The following is a 16507-nucleotide window of genomic DNA, read 5'->3' on the forward strand; positions in this document are numbered from 1 at the left end:
GCCGAAGGGCTATACGACGCGCTGGAGCGCTTCCGGAGTGAGCCCCGACAGGGTCGGGTAGCCGTCGACGGCCATGATCAGGTCGGCTTCCGCCAGCAGGGAGCGGAGCACGTGCACGACGCCCTCGGTGCCGCCGAGGGCGAGCCCGTAGGCGTAGGGCCGGCCGATCCCCACGGCGGTGGCCCCCAGCGCGATGGCCTTGACGATGTCCGCCCCGCTGCGGACGCCGGAGTCGAAGAGCACCGGCAGCCCGTCGGCGGCCTCCACGACGGCGGGGAGCACGTCGAGGGCGGGCAGCCCGCCGTTGGCCTGCCGGCCGCCGTGGTTGGAGCAGTAGATGCCGTCCACGCCCCCGTCCTTGGCGCGGCGTACGTCCTCGGGATGGCAGATGCCCTTGACGATCAGCGGCAGATCGGTCAGCGACCGCAGCCAGGGCAGGTCCGCCCAGGTGAGCGGATTGCCGAAGATCTGTGTCCAGCGCAGCACGGCGGCCTGCGGCGCCTCCTCCGGGGTCTGCTCCAGGCCGGCGCGGAACACCGGATCCGAGGTGTAGTTGGCCAGACAATGTCCGCGCAGCTGCGGGAAGTTGCCGGTCGCCAGGTCCCGCGGGCGCCAGCCGGTCACCCAGGTGTCCAGCGTGACGACGATGCCCTTGAAGCCGGCTTCCTCGGCCCGCCGCACCAGGCTCTGCGCCAGGTCCCGGTCGGTGGGGGTGTAGAGCTGGAAGAAGCCGGGAGTGTCGCCAAGTTCGGCGGCGACCTGCTCCATCGGGTCGACGGACAGCGTGGAGGCCACCATCGGCACCCCGGTGTCGGCGGCGGCCCTGGCGGTGGCCATGTCGCCGTGCCCGTCCTGCGCGCACAGGCCGATGACACCGATCGGTGCCGCGAAGACGGGTGAGGGCAGCGTCATGCCGAACAGCTCGACCGACAGGTCACGCTCCGCGGCGCCGACGAACATCCTCGGGACGAGGCCCCACCGGGTGAACGCGCTGACATTGGCCCGCTGCGTGCGCTCGTCCCCGGCGCCGCCGCAGACGTACGACCACACGGACGGCGGCAGCACCGCCTCCGCTCTGGCCTCCAGTTCCTCGAAGCTCATCGGGAAGCGCGGCATCACGCCGCCGAGCCCGTTGAGGTAGATCTCGTCCTGATAGGAACCGAACGTCCGACGCATCAGCCGTCTCTTCCTTCCCGGGGCACCAGTGACGAGCACGGTGTGCTCGCCCGAACAGGTTGCGATACTGCACTGTGCCCCCCGTCTGATTGCAGGAATCCCGCAGAGGAGCGGTGCAGATGCAGGATCCGGCCACATTGCTGAGCGAGGACGACCTGGCGCTCATCCACGCGCTGCAACTGCGGCCACGCGCCTCATGGACGGAGCTGGGGCGCGCTCTCGGGGTTGATCCCGTCACCGTGGCCCGGCGCTGGAGCCGGCTGTCCGAGCGCGGCGAGGCGTGGGTCGGCCTCTCCCCCGGGCCGCGGCTGTTCGAGCAGGTGTGTACCGCCTTCATCGAGATCGAGTGCGCTCTCGGCGACCCGGCCGCCGTGGCACGTTCCCTGAGCCGGCACCCCCACATGCTCACCATCGAGCGCGCGTCCGGCGCCCACGACCTCCTCGCGACCGTGGCCACCCGCGACCTGCCCGCCCTGTCCCGCTACGCCCTCGACGTCCTGCCCGCCGTGCCCGGTGTGAGCGCCGTCCGCCCGCGGATCGTCAGCCATATGTTCACCGAGGGCGGGCACTGGCGGATCGCGGCACTCGCCCCGGGGCAGCGCGCCCAACTCGCCGCCGGCGCGGAGGAGTTGGAGGCCGACCGGGGTCAGGGCGAGATCACCGCATCCGACCGGGCGATCCTCGGTCACCTGGTGAACGACGGCAGAGCCTCCTACCAGTCCCTGGCGGCCGCGCTGGGCATCAGCGCCTCCACCGTCAAGCGGCGCACCGACCAGCTGATCCGCCTCGGCCTGCTCCGCTTCCGCTGCGACTTCGCCCGCCCGCTCGGCGGCTGGCCCGTCTCCGTCACCTTCTGGGCCAAGGTGCCGCCGTCGGACCTGCCCGACGTGGGGCAGGCCCTCATCCGGCTCCCGGAGACCCGCAACTGCGCGGCGATCAGCGGCACCGAGAACCTCATCCTCCAGGCGACCCTGCACTCCGTCACCGACGTCCTCCGCTTCGAGACCCAACTCGCCGCGACCCACCCCAGTCTCGACATCGCCGAGCGGGTGATCACCCTCCGGCACGAGAAACTCCTGGGCCACCTCCTCGACGAGCACGGCCGCTCGGTGAGCGTCGTCCCGCCCGACGTGTGGAGCGACGTCGGCGCGGGGCCCGGCTCGGAGGTCTGAACCGCCGCGCACGGCGCCGGACGGCGGGTAGCCGCTCCCCGTGCGGGAGTTGGGGCAGGGCCGCGTGGCTCGGGCGCGCGCGGCTGTTGCGATCATGGGTACGTTCGGCCCGCCACAGCCGCGCCGGGCCGATCGGCCGGGCCGGCGCCACGGAGAGGAAGTCGCATCGTGCCACCTGTCATTCCCCCTGACCCGAACGTGGTGCACCCGATGCCCGGCCAGCCGCGGGTGGTGCTGCTGAAGCCGCTGGTCACCTCGCCGCTGATCGAGGTCGGGGAGTTCACCTACTACGACGATCCGGACGACCCCACCGCGTTCGAGACGCGCAACGTGCTGTACCACTACGGGCCGGAGAAGCTGCGCATCGGAAAGTTCTGCGCACTGGGCGAGGGCGTGCGGTTCCTCATGAACGGCGCCAATCACCGCATGGACGGGCCCTCCACCTTCCCGTTCCCGATCATGGGCGGGTCGTGGGCCGAGCACTTCGATCTGATCACCGGTCTCCCCGGACGGGGTGACACGGTGGTCGGCAACGACGTCTGGTTCGGCTACCGGGCCATGGTCATGCCCGGTGTCCGTATCGGCCACGGGGCGATCATCGCGTCCGGTTCCGTCGTGGTCGATGACGTACCGGACTACGGCATCGTCGGAGGCAACCCGGCCAAGCTCGTCCGCCGCCGGTTCGACGACGCGGACATCGCCCGGCTGCTGGCGCTTGCCTGGTGGGACTGGCCGATGGACCACCTGAGCGAGCAGCTGCCGACGATCATGTCCGGCAGCATCGACGACCTGGAAGCCGCGGCTCCGGACAGGCGTTAGCGGCGGGGCGCCCCAGACCGCGTCCGGACGCGGTCGTCCGGACGCCCTTGGGGCGGCGAACGTCCGGGCGGATACTTGACCCATGAACGTCTCGGCGCGAGGGCTCCTCGGTCTGCGCGAGAGGGTGGGCAGCAGCCTCTTCCACCGCGTCGCAGGCCCGGAGGGGCCGGTCAACCGGGCCCGCATCCACGGCGCGCCGGGGCCTCGCTGGTTCGGCCCGGACCGGCCGATCCGTACCGTCCACGGCGACGCCTCGATGTTCATCGGCGGTCTGCGGGCCCTGTTGTTGCAGTCGCTGCACCCCCTGGCGATGGCCGCCGTGGCGGCGCATTCCGGCTACCGCGGCGACCCCTGGGGCCGGCTCCAGCGCACCAGCACGTTCCTCGCCATGACGACGTTCGGCCCCGCCGCGGACGCGCAGCGGACGGTCGACCGGGTACGCGAGGTGCACGAACGCGTGGCCGGGACCACCGCCACCGGGGAGAAGTACCACGCCGCGGATCCGCACCTCCTGGCCTGGGTGCACATCGCGGAGGTCGACAGCTTCCTGTGCGCTCACCGGCTCTACGGCGCGCACCCGCTGGACGCCGCCGGGCGTGACGCGTACATCGCCGACGCCGCACGGGTGGCGGCCGCGCTCGGCGTGGTCGACCCACCGCGCGACCAGGCCGAGCTGGACGACCGGTTCGCCGTCTACCTGCCCGAACTCCGCGCCTCACAAGAGGCTCGGGAGGCGGCGCGCTTCATCCTCCTTCATCCGCCCCTGCCCTGGGCCGCCCGGCTCCCTTACGCCGTCCTCGCCCTGAACGCGGTCGCCTCCCTCCCGCCATGGGCCCGCGGACGCCTCGGGCTGGCGCGTGTCCCGGGGATCGAGAACCGCCTCGTCCGGTTGAGCGGACGCGCGCTGACGGCGGCCATCCGATGGGCCATGACTCCTCCCCCGGGTTCCTCCCGCAGCGATTGACCACGGGGCCTTCCTCGCTCCGCACGCCTGCCGCGGGCGCCCTCCGCGGCGCCGGGCACTCCGCCATCTCCCGCATATGCCCCGCGACGTTCCCGGAGGCAACCCGATTGCCCTCTCCCCTGTTGCGCCATCGCTTTCCGTACCCGCCCCTTGGAAGAGCAGGCCAACAGCAGAACGGCCCCCCACTCGATCACCTCGCCAGGCGGTAGGTTCCCATGCCAGCTACGTCGAAGACCCTCAAGGAACTGGACAAGCAGGCCAGAGCCGCCGCCCGTCGCTACGGCGAAACGAGTGCCCAGCGGCAGGCGACCCGGCGTGAGCTGGACGAAGGGGTGAAGTTCCCGGACTCGCCGGAGGCCCTCGCGGCCCGCGCGACCCGGCTGCTCGACCGGGGCGGCGTACCGGCCGCGGCCGCGGTGGCGAAGATCCACGCGGATCCGCTGGATGTGCCCGTGACGAACGAGCGCATCATCGGCACCTCCAAGGAACTCCAGGCGTGGAACTTCCTGCCGCGCGGCGTACGGGCCGCCGGCACCGTCGCCCGTATCTCGATCCGCGAGGCCGGCCGGGAGCTGCCGCAGGGCACCGGCTTCCTGGTGTCGCCCCGGCTGCTGATGACCAATCACCATGTGCTGCCCGACGAGGCCACCGCGCGAAGCTGCTTCGTGGAGTTCAACGCCCAGGTCACCATCGACAACACCCCGGACGCGGCGACGCGGCTGGAACTCGACCCCGGGGCCTTCTTCCTCGCCGACGAGCGGCTGGACTTCGCGCTCGTGCAGATCGCGCAGCCCGCCGGCACCCCCGCCCCTGGCGAGACGTTCGGCTGGAACAGGCTCAGCGTCCAGCAGGGCAAGCTGGTCGTCGGCGAGCCCGTGAACGTCATCGGCCACCCCAGCGGCCGCTTCAAGGAGATCGCCGTCCGCGACAACGCGCTGCTCGTCCGGCTCGACGACTTCCTGCACTACGAGACCGACACCGAGCCCGGCAACTCCGGCTCCCCGGTCTTCAACGACCAGTGGGAAGTGGTCGCGCTGCACCACTCCGGTGTGCCCAGGACGGACGGCGAGGAGCGCGTTCTGCGCAAGGACGGCCAGGTGTGGCGGCCGGGCGACGGCGACGACGCCGTGGACTACGTCTCCAACGAGGGAGTGCGCATCAGCTCCATCCTGCGGCATCTGGCCGGGCAGCAGCTGGACCCCGCCCGTCGTGCGCTCCTGGCCGAGATGGGCCCGGACTCCGGCCTCCAGCAGGGCACCGAGGCCGCCTCCCCGATGGACAGGGCGCCCACTCCCCCACCGGCCGCGCGCGCCACCACCGAGAGCACCGAGGAGCGCGTCGGCCTCCGGGCCCGTGGCACCGCATTCGGCGGCCGTCGGCATCTGGTCTTCCTGCACGGCAGGAGCCAGGAGAAGAAGGTTCCCGAGGACATGCGGCGCGAGTGGACCGGCGGACTGAACAAGGGACTCACCCTCGCCGGCATCGCCCCGATCGACCCGGCGGATGTCTGGCTGCCGTTCTACGGCACCCGGTTGATGGGCGCTCTCGGGCAGCAGGAATCCCTCCCCCGCCAGTTCGAGGAGCTGACCACCGGCTCCGCCGCGGAGGCGTTCGCGCCCGCCGGTTCCGCCAGGGATACCTACGAGGAGCTGATCGCGGAGGCCGCGGGCAGGGCGGGCATGCCGCAGGACGGCGGGCCCGCCACCGAGGGGTTCGGGAACACGCTGGTGGGCGCCCTGCAGGGACAGTTGAGCTGGCTCGCGGCCAAGACGGACCTGGACGAGTGGGTCATCGCCACCGTCCTCCGGGACGTCGCGGCCTACCTCGACAACCGTGCCGTCCGGCAGGCCGTCCTGGACTGCGTGCTGGAGACGATGCCCACCTCCGGCAGGCTCGTCCTGGTCACCCACAGCCTCGGCACCGTGGTCGGCATGGATCTCATCCCGAAGCTCCCGCCGGAGCTGGAGGTCGACCTGCTGGTCACCGCCGGCAGCCCGTTGGGCATGAACGGCGTGTACGAGCGGCTGCTCGTGCCCGGCGCCAAGCGCCCGCAGGGCATCCGCGAGTGGGTCAACGCCTGGTGCCCGACCGACACCGTGGCGATCGGCTGCCCGCTGGAGGACTCCTGGGGCAAGCTGACCGAGCGGGCCGTCGTCAACCCGCGCGACAAGGCGCACAACATCGACGAGTACCTCGCCCACCAGGAAGTCGCCACGGAGATCGGCCGGGCCCTCACCGCGACCTGACGGACCTCCGCCGCGCATCGTGCCGTCGGCCGGTCACGGCCGAGCGGCGTCCCTTCCGGCCGCGTCCTCGTCGGTCGGCGCCGCCGGGCCTACGGCGGGCGGGACGGACGTGCCCGCCCGCCGTGGCAGACGTCCCTGGGTCGCGGCCAGGACGGCGCCGGACAGCAGGACCAGCGCGCCCACGGCCTGCAACGCCCCGAAGGTCTCGCCGAGGAAGAGCGTGGCGCACACGGTGTTCACGACCGGGACCGTGAACATCATCAGCGACGCCGAGGCGGGCCCGACAGCCCGCACGCCCCGGTAGTACAGGAGGTTGGCGACGGCAGCGGCGCACAGCGCCAGGTACGCCGCGTTCAGCCAGACGCCGGGCGGGAGTTCGCCCCAGCGGACGTCCGGGAGGTCGGGCGTGGCGACGAGGCCGAGGAGGAGGGCCCCGGCGCACGTCGCGTAAGCGGTCGCCCGCAAGGGATCGGTGCCGGCGAGCACTTTGGGGCCCGCGAGGGTGTAGGCGGCCCAGCACACGGCGCTGAGCAGGAAGAGCGCGTCGCCGGCGAGCCGCGTGCCGCCGCCGTGCGTGCCACCGCCCGCCCCCAGGAAGAAGAGCACGGCTCCGGTCAGTCCCAGGCCGAGGCCGGCCAGCCGTGCCCCCGACGCCCGCTCCCGGCGCGTGACCAGCAGGAACAGGCTGGTGAGCACCGGGCTCATGACGGGTATGAGGATGCCCGCGTCCAGGGAAGGGGCGAGCGAGAGGCCCCAGAAGAAGCCCCCGTTGTAGGCGAACACCCCCAGGGTTCCGGCCATCGCCGCCCGTCCGCCGGACCGCCACGGTGCGTCGGGGCGCCGGCCGCCGAAGAACGCCACCGCCACGAGCAGCGCGACGGCGGCGCCCGCGAACCTCATCAGCGCGGCCACGGTGTGCGGGACGTGCTCGACCACCGACTTCGAGCTGGAGAAGGCACTGCCCCACAGCAGCATGGTGATCATCAGGAACAGATACGGGCTGCTCAGGCCCCTTTTCGTTGGCATGCGTCGACTCTGCCGAACAGGAGGCGCCGCGTCTTGAACGTGTGTGCGCACGCCATAATGCGGGGATGGCGACGGCCGGCAGCTGGGTGCGGTACTGGCGGGACGAGGACCGCCCCGTGGAGGCGATGCACGCGCACTTCCGGGACCACGTGTACCCGCCGCACGCTCACGACACGTACTCCCTCGGCATCACCGACGCCGGGGCCCAGCGCTTCCGCTGCCGGGGCGCTGCCCACACCAGCGGCGCCGGCATGGTGATGGCGTTCAACCCGGACGAGGTGCACGACGGCCGGGCCGCGGCGGAGCTGGGCTACCGGTACCGCATCGTGCACCTGGGCCCGTCCGTGGTGCGTGCGGTGCTCACCGACGCGGGCGACGGACGCGCCGGTGCGCTGCCGCTGTTCGCCCTTCCGGTGCTGACCGACCCGGCCCTCGCGGTCGCGCTCACCCGGCTGCACGCCGCCCTGGCCGGCGGCGCCGATCCGCTGGTCCGCGACGAGCGCCTGACGGCGGCCGTCCTGGCGATGGCCCGCCGCGGCGCCTCGTCCGCCCTCCGCGCGGGCCGCACCCCGTCCGACGGCATGCGGCAGCAGGCCGCCCGCCGGGCGCGGGCGCTGCTGGACGAGGCGTATCCGGAGCCGGTGTCCGGCGAGCGCTTGGCGGAGGCGGCCGGATGCAGCCGGTTCGCCCTCTACCGTGCCTTCCGTGCCGAGTTCGGTCTGGCGCCCAGCGACTACCAGCGGCAGCTGCGGCTGCGCCGCGCCCGTTCGCTGCTGATGTCCGGCACCGCGCCCGCCGCCGCGGCGGCCGCCACCGGCTTCGCCGACCAGGCCCACTTCACCCGCTGGTTCCACCGCGTCTACGGCATCACACCCGGCACCTTCAGCCGCGCCTGACCGTGGGTGCCCTCAGCCTGCACTCCCGCCGCTCTTGTGGCCGAGTGCGGTGACATCCGCGGAGCGGCTGCCGGCCGGCTGGAGGTCGGCCCAGGCGTGCAGCGCGGCGCCGGCCGTGCCGTCGACGAGGGTGCGCTGCGGCTGCTGGGCGGGGGTGGGCCGCGGGCCGGTCTCGCCCAGGCGGCGCAGTGTCGCCTCGGGCCCCTGATCGCGGCGGACGGCGGCGAGTTCTTCCAGGTCCCACACCATCGTGCCGACCACGGCCCTGCGGGGCCCGCGGCGTTGGACGACGCCGCGGACGAGCAGGAGCCCGGAGTGGAAGACGGTGTGGGCGCACGCCTCGTGGGAGTCCTCGAAGAAGGCGAGGTCGACCATGCCCGAGCCGTCCTCCAGGGTGACGAAGATGATCCGCCGGCCCGAGCGGATGGGCGGGGTCTGGGTGGAGGCACGCACGCCGGCGACCAGGACGCTCTGCCCCGCGGCCATGCCGGCGAGGTGCCGGGCGTCGGTGGCGCCGATCTCGCGCAGCAGGCGGTGGTGGTGCTCCATGAGGTGCCGGGAGACGTCGATTCCCAGGATCTGCAGCTCGTTGCCGAGTTCTTCGCGGCCGGTCATCTCCGGCAGTCCGCTCGGCTCCGCGGTCACGGTGCTGCCGTCCAGGGGCAGTTGGCCGTCGCCCTGCCGGCCGCGAGCGTGCCGGTGCAGTTCCGCGATCTGCAGGAGGAGGTCACGGCGGGTGAGGTCACCGCGTACGGAGTCGAGGGCGCCGATCTCGACGAGGTGTTCCGCGGTGGGGCGGGCGGGGCGGGCGCGCTCCCAGAAGTCCTGCAGGCTGGTGTAGGGACGGCAGGCGGCGATGCGCTCCACCTGATCGTCGCTGATGCCCTTCACCGCCGACAGGGCGAGGCGGACGCCCCAGGTGCCGTCGGCGCTCTTCTCGACGGTGTGGGTCTGCCGGGAGTGGTTGATGTCGACGGTCAGGACGGGGACGTCGTGGCGGCGGGCGTCGGCGACGATGACGCGCTTGGGCCACATCCCCGGATCGTGCTCCAGCAGACCGGCGTAGAGGGCGGCCGGGTGGTGGGCCTTGAGCCACGCCGACTGCAGCGCCGGGACCGCGAAGGCCACCGCGTGGGCCCGGCAGAATCCGTAGGCGCCGAAGGCTTCGATGATGTCCCAGATGCGCTCGCGGGCCTCGGGGGTGTAGCCGCGTGCGGCTGCCTTCCGGTGGAACCAGTCGCGCAGGGCGGGCAGGCGTGCGGCGTCGCCCAGGGCGCGGCGCGCGACCTCGGCGAGTGCCAGGTCGCAGCCGGTCAGCCGGGCGAGCATGAGGATGATCTGTTCGTGCCAGATGGTGACGCCGTAGGTGTCGCGCAGGATCGGTTCGAGGTGGGGGTGCGGGTAGGCGGGGGCCGCGCCGTGGCGGGCGGCGATGTACTGCTCCGGCATACCGCCGGCCACCGGGCCGGGCCGGAAGAGGCTGATGTCGGCGATGACGTCCTGCGGGTCGCGGGGCTGCAGCCTGCCGAGGAGATCCTGCTGGCCCGGTGATTCGAGCTGGAAGAGGCCGATGGTGTCGCTGGCCTGGATGAGCTTGAAGGAGAAGAAGTCATCGAGGGGCACCTTGCGGCCGTCGTCGAGGTCGATGTCCTGGCCGGTGGTGCGGCGGACCTCGGCGACGGCATGCGCCATGGCCGACTGCATCCGGACGCCCAGCACATCGAGCTTGATCAGGCCGAGGTCCTCGACGTCCTCCTTGTCGGCCTGGACCATGGGGTAGTCGCCGCCGGGGGTGGGCTGCACGGGGAGCCGGTCCAGCAGGGTGGCGTCGGTGAGGATCACCCCGCACGGGTGCATGGCGATGCCGCGCGGCAGGCCGTCGAGGCCCTCGGCCAGCTCCCACAGCGGGCCGTACGCCTCGGCCTCGGCGGCGAGCGGCCGCAGCTCCGGCAGCTCGGCGAGGGCCGCGGTCACGTCGCATGCCCTGATGTGCGGGAACGCCTTGGCGATCTTGTCGACGAGATGCGGGGCGATGCCGAGCGCCATGCCCGTGTCGCGGAGCGCGTGCCGGGCGCGGTAGGTCTCCGGCATGGCGGTGACCGCCACCCGTTCGGTGCCGAACCGCTCGATGATGCGGTCGTAGACGTCCAGCCGGCGGGCGGACTCCACGTCGATGTCGATGTCGGGCAGCGAGGAGCGGCGTTCGGAGAGGAACCGTTCGAAGAGCAGCCGGTGGTCGAGCGGATTCGCCGTGGCGATGTACAGGGCGTGGTTGACCATGCTGCCGGCGCCGGAGCCGCGGGCAGCGACCCGTATCCCCATCTCCCGTACGTCGGCGACGACTTGGGCGACGGTGAGGAAGTAGGTGGCGAAGCCGAGCCGGCCGATCACCGCCAGTTCCTCCTCCATACGCCGGACGGCCTCCGCGTCGCGGTCCAGGCCGCGACGGGCCATACCGGCTTCGCAGCGCTGCCGCAGCAGCCGGTCGGCGTCCCCCGGCGCGGAGCCGGCGCCGACCGTCTCCGGCTCGGGGAAGCGGGCCGTGCCCAGTCCCAGGTCGGCCACGGGGTCGATCCTGCACCGGTCGGCGGTCCGCTCCGTCTCGGCGAGCAGCTGAGCGGCGCGCGCGGAGCCGGCACCCGCAGCCGTGCTGATGCGTTCGGCGACGTCCAGCAGGGCGGCGGGGCCTTTCAGCCACCGCTCCCCCGGATCGAGGCGGCGGCGGTCGATGGGCCGCAGCAGGCGGGCCGCGTCCAGCACATCGGCGAGGCGGTGCCGGTCGGGGTCGGCGTAGCGCACCGCGTTGGTCAGCACGGACGGGATGCCGATCCGGTCGCCCAGGGCGAGGGTGCGGCCGGCGAGCCGTACGGAGCCGGGACCGCTGCCCGCCGCCCCGAAGGAGAGCACCTCCAGCCGCAGCGAAGCCCCCGCGGCCGCCAGCTCACGCCACGGCGCCAGCAGCCGCTCGGCCTCGTCCGGCCGGGCGGCCGAGAGGGCACGCACCGGCTCGGAGACCGGGCCGAGGAGGACGGTCAGCCCCTCCCCCGCGTGGTCGGCCAGCGCGGACCAGGGGATCACCGGCGATCCGCCCGCGGCCTGGTTGTGGGCGGCCGAAACCAGGTGGCACAGCCGTGCCCAGCCCCCCCGGTTCCGGGCGAGGAGGGTGACCCGGAGCGGTGGCTCGGCGACGTGGGCGCCGCCGCGTATCGGGGTGCGCCGACGGCTCGCGGCGGGTGCGGGGGCGTACGGGGCCACCGCGGCGTCGACGCCGAAGATCGGCCGTACGCCGTGGGCGGCACAGGCGTGGGCGAAGCGGACGTGGCCGCTGACGGTGTCCCGGTCGGTGAGCGCCATCGCCGTGATGCCGCGCTCGGCGGCGCGGCGGACCAGGTCCTCGGGATGCGAGGCGCCGTAACGCGCGGAGAAGCCGGAGGCGACGTGCAGGTGTACGGCACTCACCGGGCGCCACCTCCTCGTATCCCTCCATAGCTGGATTTCGCCACCATGGCTTGATATCCACTCTAGACCAAGTTCGAGCAGATGTTCGAATGAGGTTTTCCGTCGCTGCCGGGTCGCGGGCGCGCCATCGAGCTCCGACGGAGCCGCGACGTGGCGCTTGTCGCCCACGGCGCCCGGACCGGCGATCGCGCGCCGCATCCCCCGTGCATTTGTGCGCATCGGCGGTGTGCACGAGGCGGCGGACGCGGGTGCCCACGCGTACACACAGCTGAAAGGAAGCTGTCACACGAGAGCCGGAATGCCCGGCCAACTGCCGCTGGTTGGCGCTGACATGACTGTGGGAGCAGCACTCAACACGACCGGTCCCGACAACCAGATCGACGCCTCCGTGCGGCTCGCCGAGGAGGCCGCGGCCGCGGGCCTGCGCTCCGTCTGGTTCGGGCAGACCTTCGGCGCCGACTCGCCTCAGCTCGCGGCCATCGTCGGGCGCGCGGTACCCGGGCTTCAGGTGGGCACGTCCGCGATCCCCGTGTTCGGACGCCACCCGCTGACCGTCTCCGGTCAGGCGCAGACCGCGCAGGCGGCCACCCACGGCCGCTACCACCTCGGCCTCGCGCTCGGCACCAAGCTCCTGACCGAGGCAGGTTTCGGCATCCCCTTCGAACGGCCGGTCGCCCGCCTGCGTGAATTCCTCATCGCCCTGAGGCAGTTGACCGAGACCGGCAGCGCCGACTTCCATGGCGAGCTGCTCACCGCGACCACACCGATCCCCGCCCGGGTGCCGGGCGCGGAGGCGGGTGTGCCACTGCTCGTCGCCGCGATGGGGCCGCAGGCACTGCGCGCCAGCGGCGAGCTGGCGGACGGGATCCTGCCCTATCTCGCCGGGCCCCGCGCCCTGGCCGAGCACATCGTGCCGGCCGTCACCGCGGCCGCGGAGGCCGCGGGCCGCCAGGCGCCCCGGATCGTGGCGCTGGTGCACGGCGTGGTGACCGACGATGTCGACGCCGTGCGCGAGACGGTCACGGAGCAGCTGGCGTTCTACGAGCAGATCCCCTCCTACGCGCGTGCCGTCGCGCTCTCGGGTGGCACGCGGGCCGCCGACGTGGCCGTGATCGGCGACGAGAAGACGGTGGCAGCCGAGGTGCGGCGCTACCGGGACGCCGGCGCGACGGAGGTGGTCTTCGCGGGCACGGAGGTCGCCGGGGACGCCGACCGCCGCCGTACCTGGGCGCTCCTCGGCGAGCTGGCGGGCTGAGGCCGGGGCGGCTTCCCCCGGGCCTCCGTCAGTCGCGCAGGGACTCGATGCCCTGGGCCAGGATGAGTTCCTGCATCAGGGAACGGCCCTTGTCCGGGTCGTCCGGCCACGGCGTCCAGCCGTGGCCGACCGGACAGATCAGCCGCGCCGGGTCCGTCCAGTGCCCCATGGCCGTCCACCCCCGGTCGGCGTCGCACTCCGGACACCGCAGGGCCGTCACACGGAGGAAGGGGGCGTACTGCCCGTCCGCGGCCCGCTTCTCCTCCCCGGCGTCCTTGCGCGCCACGGCCGCCGGATCCGCCTCATGCACCCGGATCTGGTCCCGCACCTCGATCGACCAGAACGCACCCTCCGGCACCTCGTCCCGATCCCGCTCGTCACTCCCCATACCGGCGCCCTCCTCCGACCACTCCCGTCCCCGACGACGCTAGCCCAGCACCCGCGACGGCATCACCTGCGGTCGGCGCGCCACGCGGGTCATTCCGGTCGAGGGGCGTGCACGGTGACAGGTCACGTCTTCCGGCGTCGGCGGTCATAGGCGTCAGCCCTCTCCGACGGCGTGCGGGCAGCGCCGTCACGGCGGCAGCCGGCCGCCGGTGCAATCCCCGCTCTGCGCCCGGATCGTTGCCTCATCCGCGTGGTTGCCCGGCGAGTCGGTTGTGCGGCCCTTGGCCGTTCGGCACGGTGACAGCGTGCGCCCTCCCCTCCTTCTCGCCACCGCCGCGATCGTGCTGCTCGCCACCACAGGTTGCGTCTCCGTCCCCGACCATGGCTCGCCCCGGGCCCCCGACCGGTCGCCGGAGGTGCACACGGTCGCGCCGGCCCGGCCCTCGGCACAGCTGACGCCGACACAGGAACCGCCCCGCGAACGGCTGGTGACGGTGGCGGATGCCCGCGTGCCCAAGAAACGGGTGCTTCAGGCGAAAGCGCCCGCACGCGAGGCCGCGCCCCGGCAGCGGGTGCAGCAACCGCAGCGTCGGCAGGCGCCGCGCGCTCGCCAGGTGCCACGGCAACACGTCCGGCAGCGGCCGCCCTCCACCCCGGCGCCCGTCCGGCGGCAACAGCCGAAGCGCCGTACGGCCGCCCCTCACCCCCGCGACACAGTCGACTCACGAGTCGTGTGCCGCCTGGCGTCCGGGAATGTCCGCGCGGACCTCATGCGTCTGTGCCGGGGAATGTACGGCCGCTGAGGCTGCCGGTTGCCCGCCGTTCGGACGGCCTGGTGACGGTGCCTGGTTTCGGTGCCGCTGACGCCGCGGGCGATCAGATGCCGGTCAGACCCTCGATCGCCGTCCGGGCCCACTCCTGCGCACCCACCGCCGTACCGGCCGCCACTCCGGTCGCGACCGGGGCGAGCGCCCCCTTGAGCATGCCGAGCGCGCGGCGGAGCTTGCCCTCCTGCGGCGCGTCCTGCTGCGTGATCACCGCGAGGACGTCTCGGGCCGCGGCCTCGGCGTCCTCGCGGTCCCGATCGGCCAGACCGGCCTGCGGCAGCTGGCGGAGCAGTTCGGTGACGCGGTCGGCCAGCGCCTCGAAGCCGGGGGCGACGGGGCCGTTGTTCTGCTGATTCTGGGTGACCGTGTCGTTGTTCCAGGCGAACTGGGAGCCCGAGACCTCGCCGTTGAACACCGGCCCGTCGTAGTTGTTGACGTTCTGTTCGTCGGTCATGTGCGGGAACCGTCCTCGTTGGTCTGCTGCTGGATGACGTTGTTGTTGTTCCACGCCAACTGGGCCCCGTGGACCGCGGCGTTGAAGACCGGGCCGTGGAAGTTGTTGACGATCATCGGCGGACGCTCGACCGGCTTGACGACCTGTTTGACGACCGGCAGCGACGTACGGAGCGAGACAAGGTCGACGAGGCCGTTGTCCTGCACGGCCACGCCCCGCGTGCCGTTCACACCGCAGTCCACCAGACGGCCGTTGCACGTGTCGTCGAAACTCGCGCCCGCGCCCACGCAGTCGGTGAACTCGCTGTCCGCGACGTCCATGTAGGCGGAGCCCTTTCCACAGAGGCCGAATGCCTCCGCGCCGGTCACGGTGAGATTCCGCGCGACGAGGCGCGCCTTGTCGAACCCGATGGCCCCGCCGATGCTCACCGCCTTGACGTCGCAGTCATGGACGAACAGCTGGGCTTCCTCGCCGGCGCCGAAGCCCAGCGCACCGCGCTCCGCCGCCACGCGGGTGAGGGTGACGCGGGACTGGCCGAGAACGGTCACCGCGCCGATGTCGAAGTCACGGATCCCCACGTCGGTGAGGTCCGCCGTGGTGCCGCCGTTGCCCCGGGCCTCCATGCCCGACGGGCAGTTCTCCACCCGGACCTGCTCGAACACGGCCCTGGAACCGTCAAGAACCCGCAGTGCCACACTCGTCAGCTTCTCGATCTCGACCCGGGAGAAGCGGCCTCTCGCGGCGTCCGTGACGGCAATGCCGACGTTGCCTCCCGAGATGCGACAGCCGTGGACCTCCGGGGCGCCGCCCTCGGTCGAGAACACCGCGATGTTGCCCGCGCTGCGGACCTCGCAGTCCTCGAACCTGCCACGGCCCGCGGTCTGGACGTTGATGCCGGTGTCGCGACACTCGATGAACGCGCAGCCGCGCACCACCGGATCGGCGCCACTGGCCACTCCGATCCCGTGTTCCGCATCGGTGACGCGCAAGCCCTCCACCGAGCCCCTCGACTGCTCGATGAACATGACGGCCTCCGCGTGCACGGCATTGACCGTGCAGCCGGACATGACGAGTTCCGCCCGCGCGTCCGCCATGAGCGCGGCCTTGCCGGTGCCGGTCAGTTCGCACCCGGTGACCTCCGCACGCGCGTCGCTGACGCGCATGCCGTGGATCCGGCTGCCCCCGATCCAGCTGTCACGGACCGCGACATGGGCGCCCTCGATCACCGCGACCGCGTTGTCCGCGGCGTCGGTGAACCGGCAGCGTTCGACGAGCCCGGCGGCCCCGGAGAAGAGGGCCCGGCCGTGCAGGATCGCGCTGTCCCGCAGCGTCACGGAGGTGTTCGGCCTCGCGTGCACACTGACGCCGTTGTGCGCCCGGATCTCGCAATGTTCGAGTGTGAGCGTGCCCGCATGGCAGCCGACGACATCGGCCTCGCGGCCGATCAGTACGAGGCCGTGCACGGCGACCGCCCCGAAGGCGTCGAGGACGGCACCGCGCGGCCGGCTCACCACCACCGACCCCGGGCCGTCGATCGCGGCCAACCGGACCTGTCCCCCGACGGTGAGCGCCTCGTCGTAGCGTCCGGCCGCGATCTCGATCAGCGCGGGCCGGCCCCGTCCGGCCGCCGCGGCCAGGGCGGACGAGATGTCGGGGTAGACGCGACGGCCGCCACGCGGCGAAACCACATACCTCGCGACCATTCCCGCTTCCCCCCACGCCGCCCGCTCGGAGGCGTCGATATTACCCGAGCAGGTGAACGACGGCGTCTGCCCGGACATCCGCCCCAGGGCATTCACCGACACAACGCGCCGTGGGGACAGCGC

General features: G+C 72.8%; 12 protein-coding genes. 6 read left to right on the top strand and 6 right to left on the bottom strand.

Features of this window, described 5'->3' with window-relative positions:
• Nucleotides 1-9 precede the first annotated feature (9 nt).
• Nucleotides 10-1176: a lactate 2-monooxygenase gene (locus QOM21_RS03500; protein ID WP_407548048.1), complete on the bottom strand. Its 1167-nt coding sequence runs from the start codon at nucleotides 1174-1176 to the stop codon at nucleotides 10-12.
• A gap of 119 nt (nucleotides 1177-1295) precedes the next feature.
• On the opposite strand from QOM21_RS03500, the gene QOM21_RS03505 reads away from it, so the two are divergent.
• The 4 genes from QOM21_RS03505 to QOM21_RS03520 all read left to right on the top strand — a co-directional run bounded on the left by QOM21_RS03505 (nucleotide 1296) and on the right by QOM21_RS03520 (nucleotide 6377).
• On the top strand, nucleotides 1296-2348 hold the full coding sequence (locus QOM21_RS03505) for an Lrp/AsnC family transcriptional regulator (protein ID WP_407548049.1): 1053 nt from the start codon (nucleotides 1296-1298) through the stop codon (nucleotides 2346-2348).
• 210 nt (nucleotides 2349-2558) lie between these two features.
• Nucleotides 2559-3167, top strand: a complete 609-nt coding sequence (locus QOM21_RS03510; protein ID WP_407555567.1) for a CatB-related O-acetyltransferase — start codon at nucleotides 2559-2561, stop codon at nucleotides 3165-3167.
• Between the two features lie 82 nt (nucleotides 3168-3249).
• Nucleotides 3250-4131 (top strand): oxygenase MpaB family protein, encoded by an 882-nt coding sequence (locus tag QOM21_RS03515; protein WP_407548051.1) that lies wholly within the window; start codon nucleotides 3250-3252, stop codon nucleotides 4129-4131.
• Nucleotides 4132-4346: 215 nt separating this feature from the next.
• On the top strand, nucleotides 4347-6377 hold the full coding sequence (locus QOM21_RS03520; protein WP_407548053.1) for a trypsin-like serine peptidase: 2031 nt from the start codon (nucleotides 4347-4349) through the stop codon (nucleotides 6375-6377).
• Between the two features lie 33 nt (nucleotides 6378-6410).
• Here the strand turns inward: QOM21_RS03520 and QOM21_RS03525 are convergent, their stop codons facing one another.
• A complete protein-coding gene (locus tag QOM21_RS03525) occupies nucleotides 6411-7403 on the bottom strand; it encodes a DMT family transporter (RefSeq protein WP_407548055.1) in 993 nt (330 codons plus the stop codon).
• A gap of 65 nt (nucleotides 7404-7468) precedes the next feature.
• Here QOM21_RS03525 and QOM21_RS03530 point away from each other — a divergent pair, with 65 nt between their 5' ends.
• Nucleotides 7469-8299, top strand: coding sequence for an AraC family ligand binding domain-containing protein (locus QOM21_RS03530; RefSeq protein ID WP_407548057.1), 831 nt, complete (start codon nucleotides 7469-7471; stop codon nucleotides 8297-8299).
• 12 nt (nucleotides 8300-8311) lie between these two features.
• Here QOM21_RS03530 and QOM21_RS03535 read toward each other — a convergent pair whose 3' ends face one another.
• Nucleotides 8312-11758, bottom strand: coding sequence for a DNA polymerase III subunit alpha (locus QOM21_RS03535; protein WP_407548059.1), 3447 nt, complete (start codon nucleotides 11756-11758; stop codon nucleotides 8312-8314).
• A 331-nt stretch (nucleotides 11759-12089) separates the two neighbouring features.
• Between QOM21_RS03535 and QOM21_RS03540 the strand changes: the two genes are divergently transcribed.
• Complete coding sequence (locus tag QOM21_RS03540) at nucleotides 12090-13013, top strand: TIGR03564 family F420-dependent LLM class oxidoreductase (protein ID WP_407548061.1); 924 nt, start codon at nucleotides 12090-12092, stop codon at nucleotides 13011-13013.
• Nucleotides 13014-13041: 28 nt separating this feature from the next.
• Here the strand turns inward: QOM21_RS03540 and QOM21_RS03545 are convergent, their stop codons facing one another.
• The 3 genes from QOM21_RS03545 to QOM21_RS03555 all read right to left on the bottom strand — a co-directional run bounded on the left by QOM21_RS03545 (nucleotide 13042) and on the right by QOM21_RS03555 (nucleotide 16462).
• Complete coding sequence (locus QOM21_RS03545) at nucleotides 13042-13401, bottom strand: hypothetical protein (RefSeq protein WP_407548063.1); 360 nt, start codon at nucleotides 13399-13401, stop codon at nucleotides 13042-13044.
• An 875-nt stretch (nucleotides 13402-14276) separates the two neighbouring features.
• A complete protein-coding gene (locus QOM21_RS03550) occupies nucleotides 14277-14681 on the bottom strand; it encodes a hypothetical protein (protein WP_407548065.1) in 405 nt (134 codons plus the stop codon).
• Nucleotides 14678-16462, bottom strand: coding sequence for a right-handed parallel beta-helix repeat-containing protein (locus QOM21_RS03555; RefSeq protein WP_407548067.1), 1785 nt, complete (start codon nucleotides 16460-16462; stop codon nucleotides 14678-14680). Before QOM21_RS03555 ends, QOM21_RS03550 begins: the two co-directional genes overlap by 4 nt.
• Between the last annotated feature and the right edge of the window lie 45 nt (nucleotides 16463-16507).

It is taken from the genome of Streptomyces sp. Pv4-95, assembly GCF_045782725.1.
In the GTDB taxonomy this organism is placed as follows: Bacteria; Actinomycetota; Actinomycetes; order Streptomycetales; family Streptomycetaceae; genus Streptomyces.

What these genes read in the sequence shown, in the direction of transcription:
- QOM21_RS03500 (WP_407548048.1), bottom strand. Translation starts at nt 1,176, where the DNA reads ATGCGTCGGACGTTCGGTTCCTATCAGGACGAGATCTACCTCAACGGG.
- QOM21_RS03550 (WP_407548065.1), bottom strand. Translation starts at nt 14,681, where the DNA reads ATGACCGACGAACAGAACGTCAACAACTACGACGGGCCGGTGTTCAAC.
- QOM21_RS03530 (WP_407548057.1), top strand. Translation starts at nt 7,469, where the DNA reads ATGGCGACGGCCGGCAGCTGGGTGCGGTACTGGCGGGACGAGGACCGC.
- QOM21_RS03520 (WP_407548053.1), top strand. Translation starts at nt 4,347, where the DNA reads ATGCCAGCTACGTCGAAGACCCTCAAGGAACTGGACAAGCAGGCCAGA.
- QOM21_RS03505 (WP_407548049.1), top strand. Translation starts at nt 1,296, where the DNA reads ATGCAGGATCCGGCCACATTGCTGAGCGAGGACGACCTGGCGCTCATC.
- QOM21_RS03515 (WP_407548051.1), top strand. Translation starts at nt 3,250, where the DNA reads ATGAACGTCTCGGCGCGAGGGCTCCTCGGTCTGCGCGAGAGGGTGGGC.
- QOM21_RS03540 (WP_407548061.1), top strand. Translation starts at nt 12,090, where the DNA reads ATGACTGTGGGAGCAGCACTCAACACGACCGGTCCCGACAACCAGATC.
- QOM21_RS03525 (WP_407548055.1), bottom strand. Translation starts at nt 7,403, where the DNA reads ATGCCAACGAAAAGGGGCCTGAGCAGCCCGTATCTGTTCCTGATGATC.
- QOM21_RS03510 (WP_407555567.1), top strand. Translation starts at nt 2,559, where the DNA reads ATGCCCGGCCAGCCGCGGGTGGTGCTGCTGAAGCCGCTGGTCACCTCG.
- QOM21_RS03555 (WP_407548067.1), bottom strand. Translation starts at nt 16,462, where the DNA reads ATGTCCGGGCAGACGCCGTCGTTCACCTGCTCGGGTAATATCGACGCC.
- QOM21_RS03545 (WP_407548063.1), bottom strand. Translation starts at nt 13,401, where the DNA reads ATGGGGAGTGACGAGCGGGATCGGGACGAGGTGCCGGAGGGTGCGTTC.